We start from the raw sequence: 9,273 nt of genomic DNA on the forward strand, positions 1-9,273 counted from the left end.
GCGGGGCAGGGGTGGGAAGCGGGGCGGCAGGAGGGCGGTGGCGCAGCGCCGCCAGATCGCCCAGCGCCATCAGATCGGGACCCAGGTGATAGCGCTTGCTGCGGGCGTCCTGCTCCACCAGCCCGTCGCGCGCCAGCGCCATCAGCAGCCGGTGGGCGGTCGCCTTCGACAGCCCGACCCCGGTCATCAGGTCGGCCAGCCGCGCGCCGGCGGTTTCGGCGTAGGCGACCGCGCGCAGCAGGGCGATGGCGCGCTCCAGGCTCTGGGTGCCGCCCGCCGCATTCGGAGCGGGGACGATGTCGGCGTGACTGTTCATGAGGTCCATCATATGGACCGTGCGGCGCCTTATCGCAACAAAAAACATGCACTGGCGGAATGTCAGTGTTGAAAACAGACGGAAGCTCGGTATATAGTCGGGAAGTTGCTCATGAAACGGTCCACAATATGGACCTCGCCGGCCGCCAAGAGCCGGATCGTGACCCCGAGAAGCGGTACCAACTAGCAACGGAGGAGGAAATGTCCGGCGCGCCCGTCGCACCACACCCCGGCCCTGGCCAGAATTCCCCTGGCCAAAATTCGCCCACCACCCAGGCGGAGACCATTTTCGAGGCTCGGGGCGTCAACCTGCGCTTCGGGGGCGTCCATGCGCTGACCGACGTCAGCTTCGGCATCCGCAGGGGCGAGCTGTTTTCGATCATCGGTCCCAACGGGGCCGGCAAGACCTCCATGGTCAACTGCATCTCCGGCCGCTACCGGCCGACCGACGGCAAGGTCTTCTTCAAGGGCCGCGACGTGACGGGGATGACCCCGAACCATCGCGCCTCGCTCGGCATCGGCCGCACCTTCCAGAATCTGGCGCTGTTTGGGCACATGACCGTGCTCGACAACATCATGGTCGGCCGCCACCACCTGCTGAAGAACAACTTCCTGACCGGGTCGCTCTATTGGCTGACCGGCGCCAGGAAGGAGGAGCTGTCCCACCGCCGCGAGGTGGAGGAGATCATCGACTTCCTCGAAATCCAGCATGTGCGCAAGGCCACCGCCGGCACGCTGTCCTACGGCCTGCGCAAGCGGGTGGAGCTGGCCCGCGCCATCGCGCTGAAGCCGGACCTGATCCTGCTGGACGAGCCGATGGCCGGCATGAACCTGGAAGAGAAGGAGGACATGGCCCGCTACATCGTCGACCTGAACGAGGAGTTCGGCATGACCGTGGTCATGATCGAACACGACATGGGCGTGGTCATGGACATCTCGCACCGGGTGATGGTGCTGGAATTCGGCAAGAAGATCGCCGAAGGCAAGCCGGAGGAGGTTCTGGCCGATCCCCGCGTCCGCCGCGCCTATCTGGGCGAGGACGACGAGGAAGAGGCGCCCGCCGCCGCAGTTCCTCCGGCCCGGAAGGAGGTCGCGTGATGTCGAGCCTCAATCTGCCCGATCTTGTCGCCAACGACACCCTGCCGAAGCTGCTGTCCCTGCATGCCCGCGAGCATGGCGGCGACATCGCCATGCGCGAGAAGGATTTCGGCATCTGGCGCACCTTCACCTGGAGCCAGGTCCATGCCCGCGTCCGCGCCTTCGCGCTGGGCATGACCAAGCTCGGCGTCGTGCCGGGCGAGGTCGTCGGGCTTCTCGGCGACAACCGTCCCGACTGGGTGATGGGCGAGATCGCGACCCATGCGGTGCGCGGCTACAGCCTGGGCATCTACCGTGACGCGCTGGATGAGGAGGTCGCGTACCTCATCACCTATGCCGACGTGAAGGTGGTGTTCGCCGAGGACGAGGAGCAGGTCGACAAGCTGCTGAACCTCGCCGACCGTCTGCCGACGCTGCAGCACATCATCTATTCCGACCCGCGCGGCATGCGCAAATACCATGACCCGCGCCTGATGCCGGTCACCGATCTGGTGGCGATGGGCGAGGAGCTGCATGCGCAGCAGCCGGACCTCTACGACCGCATGGTCGCCGCGACGAAGGGCGAGGAGGTCGCCGTCCTCTGCACCACCTCGGGCACCACGTCGAACCCGAAGATGGCGATGCTGCCGGCCGGGCGCCTGATCCGCCATGTCGCCAGCTACCTGTCCGCCGATCCGAAGGGGCCGGAGGACGAGTATGTCTCGGTCCTGCCGCTGTCCTGGATCATGGAACAGGTCTATGCGGTCGGCATGGGCATGGTGTCGCGGATGCGCGTGAATTTCGTCGAGGAAGCCGAGACGATGATGCACGACTTCCGCGAGATCGGGCCGACCTTCGTGCTGTTCGCCCCGCGCCTGTGGGAGCAGATCGCCGCCGACGTGCGCGCCCGCATGATGGACGCCTCGCCCTTCAAGCAGAAGATGTTCGACCTCGGCATGAAGCTGGGTCTGGAGGCGCTGGCGAAGGGGCAGCGGTCGGCGATGGCCGACGCGATTCTGTTCAAGGCTCTGCGCGACCGGCTGGGCTTCACCAACCTGAAATCGGCGGCGACCGGCGGTGCGGCCTTGGGGCCGGACACCTTCAAGTTCTTCCAGGCGCTGGGCGTGCCGCTTCGCCAGATCTACGGCCAGACCGAGACGATGGGCGCCTACACCGTCCATCGCGGCAACGACGTGGATTTCGACACGGTCGGCGTGCCGTTCGACGGCGGCATCGAGGTGAAGGTGATCGACGCCGACCACAACGGCGTCGGCGAAATCGTCACCCGCCACCCCAACATGTTCGCCGGCTATTACCGGAACGAGAATGCGACCGTCGCCGACATGCGCGACGGCTGGATGCACACCGGCGATGCCGGGTTCTTCGACAAGAAGGGCCATCTGGTCATCATCGACCGCATCAAGGACATCGCCACCACCGCCCAGGGCGACCGCTTCAGCCCGCAATACATCGAGAACAAGCTGAAGTTCAGCCCCTATGTGGCCGAAGCGGTGATCCTGGGCGACAAGCGCGACTATCTGTCGGCGATCATCTGCATCCGCTTCCCCATCGTGTCGAAATGGGCGGAGAAGAACCGCATCGCCTTCACGACATACTCGGACCTGTCGTCGAAGCAGGAGGTCTACGACCTGCTGCGGGCTGAGGTGGAGCGGGTGAACCAGACGCTGCCCGAGTATCAGCGCATCTCCAAGTTCCTGCTGCTCTACAAGGAGCTGGACGCCGACGATGGCGAGCTGACCCGCACCCGCAAGGTGCGCCGCGGCGTCATCGGCGAGAAGTACGGCACCATCATCGACAGCATCTATGCCGGCCAGCCGAAGATCGACGTGGACACCACGATCGCCTTCCAGGACGGCACCAAGCAGCGCATCCGCACGACGCTGACCGTCATCGATCTGGCTCCGACCGCCGCCAAGGCGCCGCGGCAGCCGGTTGCGGCGTGAGGAGAGCGCGATGCACACCGCCAATCACACCCTCTCCCGCCCCGGGAGAGGGTGGGGACCCGTGCGCAGCACGGGGAGGGTGAGGGGTCCGGCAAGAAACGGGCGCCCTGATTCTTGGACGACCCCTCACCCGACCGCTTCGCGGTCCCCCTCTCCCGGGGCGGGAGAGGGACAGAAAGAGGCCACGCCATGACCCTTCTGTTTCAGCTTCTCGTCAACGGCCTGATCGTCGGCGCGCTGTATGGCGTGGTCGCCATGTCCTTCGTGCTGATCTACAAGGCCAGCCGCATCGTCAACTTCGCGCAGGGCGAATTCCTGCTGATCGGCGCCTGGACCTGCTGGTGGCTGCTGACCAGCTGGCAGCTGCCCTTCTGGATCGGCTTCCCGATCACGCTGGTCTTCATGCTGGCCTTCGGCGTCATCCTGCAGATCGTCGTCTTGAGGCCGATGATCGGCGAGCCGATTATCTCCGTCATCATGGTGACGATCGGCCTGTCGATCGTCTTCCAGGCGGCGATGAAGTGGATGTTCGGCGTCTTCGCCAAGCCCTTCCCGCCGATCTTCGCCAGCCCCACCATGAACCTGTTCGGGCTGGAGGTGCAGACCGTCTACGTCATGTCGCTGGTCATCTCGATCCTGATCATGGCGGGCTTCGGCTGGTTCTTCAAATACTCGCGGACCGGTCTCGCCATGCGGGCCACCGCCTTCGACCAGCAGGTGGCGCAGTCGCTGGGCATCTCGGTCCGCCACATGTTCGCGATGAGCTGGGCGATCTCCGCCATGGTGTCGGCGGTGGCCGGCGTCACGGTGGGCGTGGTCAACGGCGTGTCGTCGGCGCTGTCCTTCTTCGGCATCAAGGTGTTCCCGGCGGTGATCCTGGGCGGTCTCGACAGCGTCATCGGCGCGGTGGTCGGCGGCCTGATCGTCGGCGTGCTGGAGAACATGGCGCACTACCTGGACAGCCAGTGGCTGAACTGGGGCAACATGTACGAGATCGCGCCCTTCTACGTCCTGATCGCCATCCTGATGATCAAGCCCTACGGCCTGTTCGGCACCAAAGACATCGAGCGCGTGTGAGGCCCCCATGGCATCCGTCAGCATCATCCCGAGCGGCGATTACAAGACGTCCTACGGGTCCGACACCACCATCTTCCCGACCAGGACCAGCCGCAACTTCGCGATCCTGGGCGTGGTCCTCCTGCTGGCCTGCCCGGCCTTCATGGACCGCTACTGGCTCAGCCTGCTGATCCAGATCGGCTATCTCGGCATCGCGGCGCTCGGCCTGAACATCCTGGTCGGCTTCACCGGCCAGATCTCCATCGGCCATTCCGCCTTCTTCGGCTTCGGCGCCTTCGCCTCGGCCTGGCTCAGCAACAGCCTGGGCGTCCCGGTGGCGCTGGCGATCCCGCTGGCGGGTGTGGTCACCACGCTGGTCGGGCTGCTGTTCGGCATGCCGGCGGCGCGGCTGAAGGGCCTGTACCTCGCCATCGCCACGCTGGCGGCGCAGTACATCCTGCAGGACTTCTTCGCCCGCGCCGACTGGTTCACCGGCGGCACCGCCGGCACCATCGCCGAGCCGCTGACCATCTTCGGCTTCGCCTTCGACACCGACGAGCGGTACTTCTACGTCGCCCTGGTGGCGCTGGTGGTGATGTACATCCTCGCCACCAACCTGATGCGGACCCGCGACGGCCGCGCCCTGGTGGCGGTGCGCGACCATTATCTCTCCGCCGAGATCATGGGCATCAACCTGACGAAGTACCGGACGATGTCCTTCGGCATCTCCGCCTTCTACGCCGGCATCGGTGGCGCGCTGTACGCCCATTACCTGCAGTTCGTGTCGGTCGAGGGCTTCACCATCCTCTTCTCGATCCAGTTCCTGGGCATGATCATCATCGGCGGGCTGGGCTCGATCATGGGCACGCTGATGGGCACCGCCTTCATGGTCTTCCTGCCCGAGGCGATGCAGGCCCTGACCAAGCTGGTCAGCGGCACCGCGCTGGATACCGCGCTGAACCTGAAGGACAACATCGCCTTCCTGCGCGAGATGTCGATCGGCCTCGTCATCATCCTGTTCCTGGTGTTCGAGCCCGACGGGCTGGCCCACCGCTGGAAGCAGATCAAGGCCTACTGGAAGCTCTATCCCTTCTCGCACTGATCCTTGAGCTTTTGCCGATCAACAAACAGAACAGAATGGGGAGTAAACGCACCATGTCGATCAAGACCGCGCTCTTCGCGACCTCTGCGCTTCTGCTGGCGACCTCCGCCACCGCTTATGCGGACATCCCGGTCGGCCATCTGGCGGACCAGTCCGGCGCCACCTCCGACGTCGGCGTCCCCTATGCGCAGGGCGTGTCGGACGCGCTGGCCTACATCAACGCCCATGGCGGCATCAACGGCACCAAGCTGGCGGTCGACACCGTCGACTACGGCTATCAGGCGCCGCGCGCCATCAGCCAGTACAAGAAGTGGTCGTCGGGCAGCGACAAGATCGCGGCCCTGCAGGGCTGGGGCACCGCCGACACCGAGGCGCTGACCGGCTTCGTCGGCAAGGACGAGATTCCGGCCTATTCCGGCTCCTACTCCGGCCACCTGACCGACCCGACCGGCAAGGGTCCGCACGGCTCCAAGCCGGCGCCCTACAACTTCTTCTACGGCCCGTCCTACTCCGACGCGCTGCGCGGCATGCTGATGTGGGCGGCCGAGGACTGGAAGAAGCAGGGCGGCCAGGGCAAGCCGAAATACGTCCACATGGGCGCCAACCACCCCTATCCCAACGCGCCGAAGGAAGCCGGCGAGCAGCTGGCCAAGGAGCTGGGCTTCGAGGTGCTGCCGGCCGTGCAGTTCGCCCTGACCCCCGGCGACTACACCGCCCAGTGCCTGACCCTGAAGCAGTCGGGCGTCAACTACGCCTATCTCGGCAACACCGCCGGCTCCAACATCTCGGTGCTGAAGGCCTGCCAGACGGTCGGCGCCAAGGTGCAGTTCATGGGCAATGTCTGGGGCATGGACGAGAACGCCGCCAAGGCCGCCGGTTCGGCCGCCGACGGCGTGGTGTTCCCGATGCGCACGGCGGTGACCTGGAACGCCGAGGTGCCGGGCATGAAGACGCTGAAGGACATCTCCAAGATCTCCGACCCGTCGGGCAATGCCTATCGCCCGGTGCATTACATGGCCGGCGTCTGCACCGCCTACTACATGAAGGAGGCGATGGACTGGGCGTCGAAGAACGGCGGCGTCACCGGCCCGAACATCCGCAAGGCGATGTACCAGAAGAAGGATTGGGTGCCGGCCGGACTCGAGGGCGTCTGCGTTCCGTCGACCTGGACCGACACCGACCACCGCGGCATGACGGCGGTCAACATCTACCGCGCCAAGGTGTCGGGCGAGACCGGCGCCAGCGTGGACGATCTGGTCAAGGCCGGCACCATCAAGCTGGACAAGCTGACCACCGTCGACGTTCCGCGCAAGGCGGAATGGCTGGGCTGGTAAGTCCTTGAGCAAGCGGCGCCTCCGCCCCGTTTCCGGCGGGGGCGCCCCCCTTCTTACGAACAGTTCAGGTGCCGCATGCTGACCACCGCCACGGCCGCTTCGACCAACGCTCCAGTCGCACCGCCGGTCACGGCCGCGAAAAAGCTGATGCTGTCCGTCAACAACATTGAGGTCGTCTACAACGACGTGATCCTCGTGCTCCGCGGCCTCAGCCTGGAGGTGCCGGAGGGTGAGATCGTGGCCCTGCTGGGCGCCAACGGCGCCGGCAAGTCGACAACGCTGAAGGCGATCTCCGGCCTGCTGAAGACCGAGGACGGCGAGGTCACCCGCGGCGACATCACCTTCAACGGCGAGCGCATCAACGGCATCGACCCCGACCAGATCGTCCGCAAGGGCATCTTCCAGGTGATGGAAGGCCGGCGCATCATCGCCGACATGACCTGCCTGGAGAACCTGCGGCTCGGGGCCTACACCCGCCGCGACAACGGGGTGAAGGACGACCTCGACATGGTCTTCAGCTATTTCCCCCGGCTGAAGGAGCGCACCGGCCTTGCCGGCTACCTGTCCGGCGGCGAGCAGCAGATGCTGGCCATCGGCCGCGCGATGATGGCCCGGCCGAAGCTGATCCTGATGGACGAGCCCAGCATGGGCCTGTCGCCGCTGATGGTGAAGGAGGTGTTCAGCATCGTCCAGCAGATCAACAAGGACCTTGGCGTCACCATCCTGCTGGTGGAGCAGAACGCCCGCATGGCGCTGCAGGCAGCCACCCGCGGCTACATCATGGAGAACGGCAAGGTCGTGCTGGACGGCACCGCCGAAGAGCTGCGCAACAACGAGGACGTGAAGGAATTCTACCTCGGCGGCGGCAACGAGGAGCGCAAGAGCTTCAAGAATTTGAAGAGCTTCAAGCGGCGCAAGCGCTGGATTTGAGCCTCTCGGAGCTGCCGGCTGACGATGCCCCCACCCTAACCCTCCCCCGCTGGGCGGAGGAGGGAACTGCCGCCGCTCTCCCGCATCAGCACTTGCTCCCTCCCCCGTCCAGCGGGGGAGGGTAGGGGTGGGGGCAAGACCCGCGTCACCTCGGCCGACCCCTGAACGGACGAACGACCATGACCGATTACTACGACGACCTCGAAACCCGTTCCTCCGACCGGCGCGAGGCCGAGCAGTTCGCGGCGCTGCCCGTCCATCTGCACCACGCCAAGGACGCGGCACCCTATTTCGGCCGGCTGCTGGCCGACGTCGACCCGGCGTCGATCCACGACCGCAACGCGCTGGCCACGCTGCCGGTGACGCGGAAGTCCGACCTGATCGCGCTGCAACAGGCGAACCCGCCTTTCGGCGGTCTGGCGGCGGTGGAGGTCGGGCGGCTGGCCCGCGTCTTCGCCTCCCCCGGACCGATCCATGATCCGGAGCCGCATGGCACCGATCCCTGGCGCAGCGCCCGCCCGCTGTTCGCCGCCGGCTTCCGTGCCGGCGACCTCGCCCACAACTGCTTCGCCTATCACCTGACCCCCGCCGGCTCGATGTTCGAGACGGGGGCGCACGCCATCGGCTGCGCCGTCATCCCCGCCGGCACCGGCAACACCGAAATGCAGGCCCAGGTCGTCGCCAGCCTGAAGCCGCGCGGCTATATCGGTACGCCCGACTTCCTGAAGATCATCCTGGAGAAGGGCGACGCGCTGGGGCTGGACGTGTCGTCGATCCGCATCGCCAGCGTGTCGGGCGGCCCCTATCTGCCCGACGCCCGCGCCTTCTACGAGGCGCGCGGGCTGGAGGTCTACCAATGCTACGGCACCGCGGATCTCGGCATCGTCGCCTATGAGACGGAGGCGCGCTCCGGGCTGGTGGTGAACGAGGGCTGCATCGTCGAGATCGTCCGTCCCGGCACCGGCGACCCGGTTCCCGACGGCGAGGTCGGCGAGGTGGTGGTGACCATCTTCAACCCGGCCTATCCGCTGATCCGCTTCGGCACCGGCGACCTGTCGGCGGTGCTGCCGGGGACCAGCCCCTGCGGCCGGACCAACATGCGGCTGAAAGGCTGGATGGGCCGCGCCGACCAGACCACCAAGGTCAAGGGCATGTTCGTCCATCCGAGCCAGGTGGCCGAGGTGCTGCGCCGCCATCCCCAGGTCGCCCGTGCCCGTCTGGTGGTGGGGCGGCAGGATGCCAGCGACACGATGACGTTGCGTTGCGAAGCGGAGGAGAGCGGGGAGGGCTTGGCCGCCGCCATCCGCGAGACGCTGGCGTCGGTGACCAAGCTGAAGGGCGCGGTGGAGTTCGTGGCGCCGGGGAGTTTGCCGAACGACGGCAAGGTGATCGACGATACGCGGGGGTGTTAGACCCCCACCTAACCTCCCCCGCTCTCAGCGGACCTGCGGTCCGCCTGCCGCGTCAGCACAAAGCGAAGCTTTGTGCGAGAGCT

General features: G+C 66.2%; 8 protein-coding genes. 7 read left to right on the plus strand and 1 reads right to left on the minus strand.

Translation table 11 applies throughout. The features are described 5' to 3' along the window. On the minus strand, window positions 1-316 hold a 316-nt coding region (locus TSH20_RS22925; protein ID WP_146207489.1), incomplete at its 3' end, for a helix-turn-helix domain-containing protein. Between the two features lie 200 nt (window positions 317-516). On the opposite strand from TSH20_RS22925, the gene TSH20_RS22930 reads away from it, so the two are divergent. The 7 genes from TSH20_RS22930 to TSH20_RS22960 all read left to right on the plus strand — a co-directional run bounded on the left by TSH20_RS22930 (window position 517) and on the right by TSH20_RS22960 (window position 9,190). After that, complete coding sequence (locus tag TSH20_RS22930; RefSeq protein ID WP_199232159.1) at window positions 517-1,413, plus strand: ABC transporter ATP-binding protein; 897 nt, start codon at window positions 517-519, stop codon at window positions 1,411-1,413. Beyond that, entirely contained in the window at window positions 1,413-3,356 is a 1,944-nt protein-coding gene (locus TSH20_RS22935) for a long-chain fatty acid--CoA ligase (protein ID WP_109157683.1), read from the plus strand. Before TSH20_RS22930 ends, TSH20_RS22935 begins: the two co-directional genes overlap by 1 nt. A gap of 189 nt (window positions 3,357-3,545) precedes the next feature. Next, window positions 3,546-4,433: a branched-chain amino acid ABC transporter permease gene (locus TSH20_RS22940; protein ID WP_109152785.1), complete on the plus strand. Its 888-nt coding sequence runs from the start codon at window positions 3,546-3,548 to the stop codon at window positions 4,431-4,433. 7 nt (window positions 4,434-4,440) lie between these two features. Further along, window positions 4,441-5,514, plus strand: a complete 1,074-nt coding sequence (locus TSH20_RS22945) for a branched-chain amino acid ABC transporter permease (RefSeq protein WP_109157682.1) — start codon at window positions 4,441-4,443, stop codon at window positions 5,512-5,514. Window positions 5,515-5,567: 53 nt separating this feature from the next. Then, on the plus strand, window positions 5,568-6,848 hold the full coding sequence (locus TSH20_RS22950) for an ABC transporter substrate-binding protein (protein ID WP_109157681.1): 1,281 nt from the start codon (window positions 5,568-5,570) through the stop codon (window positions 6,846-6,848). 147 nt (window positions 6,849-6,995) lie between these two features. Then, window positions 6,996-7,778: an ABC transporter ATP-binding protein gene (locus tag TSH20_RS22955; RefSeq protein WP_109157684.1), complete on the plus strand. Its 783-nt coding sequence runs from the start codon at window positions 6,996-6,998 to the stop codon at window positions 7,776-7,778. Window positions 7,779-7,957: 179 nt separating this feature from the next. Further along, window positions 7,958-9,190: an AMP-binding protein gene (locus TSH20_RS22960; RefSeq protein ID WP_109157680.1), complete on the plus strand. Its 1,233-nt coding sequence runs from the start codon at window positions 7,958-7,960 to the stop codon at window positions 9,188-9,190. The last annotated feature ends 83 nt before the right edge of the window (window positions 9,191-9,273 follow it).

Source organism: Azospirillum sp. TSH20 (genome assembly GCF_003115935.1).
Lineage (GTDB): Bacteria > Pseudomonadota > Alphaproteobacteria > Azospirillales > Azospirillaceae > Azospirillum.

What these genes read in the sequence shown, in the direction of transcription:
- TSH20_RS22930 (WP_199232159.1), top strand. Translation starts at nt 517, where the DNA reads ATGTCCGGCGCGCCCGTCGCACCACACCCCGGCCCTGGCCAGAATTCC.
- TSH20_RS22940 (WP_109152785.1), top strand. Translation starts at nt 3,546, where the DNA reads ATGACCCTTCTGTTTCAGCTTCTCGTCAACGGCCTGATCGTCGGCGCG.
- TSH20_RS22950 (WP_109157681.1), top strand. Translation starts at nt 5,568, where the DNA reads ATGTCGATCAAGACCGCGCTCTTCGCGACCTCTGCGCTTCTGCTGGCG.
- TSH20_RS22960 (WP_109157680.1), top strand. Translation starts at nt 7,958, where the DNA reads ATGACCGATTACTACGACGACCTCGAAACCCGTTCCTCCGACCGGCGC.
- TSH20_RS22955 (WP_109157684.1), top strand. Translation starts at nt 6,996, where the DNA reads ATGCTGTCCGTCAACAACATTGAGGTCGTCTACAACGACGTGATCCTC.
- TSH20_RS22935 (WP_109157683.1), top strand. Translation starts at nt 1,413, where the DNA reads ATGTCGAGCCTCAATCTGCCCGATCTTGTCGCCAACGACACCCTGCCG.
- TSH20_RS22945 (WP_109157682.1), top strand. Translation starts at nt 4,441, where the DNA reads ATGGCATCCGTCAGCATCATCCCGAGCGGCGATTACAAGACGTCCTAC.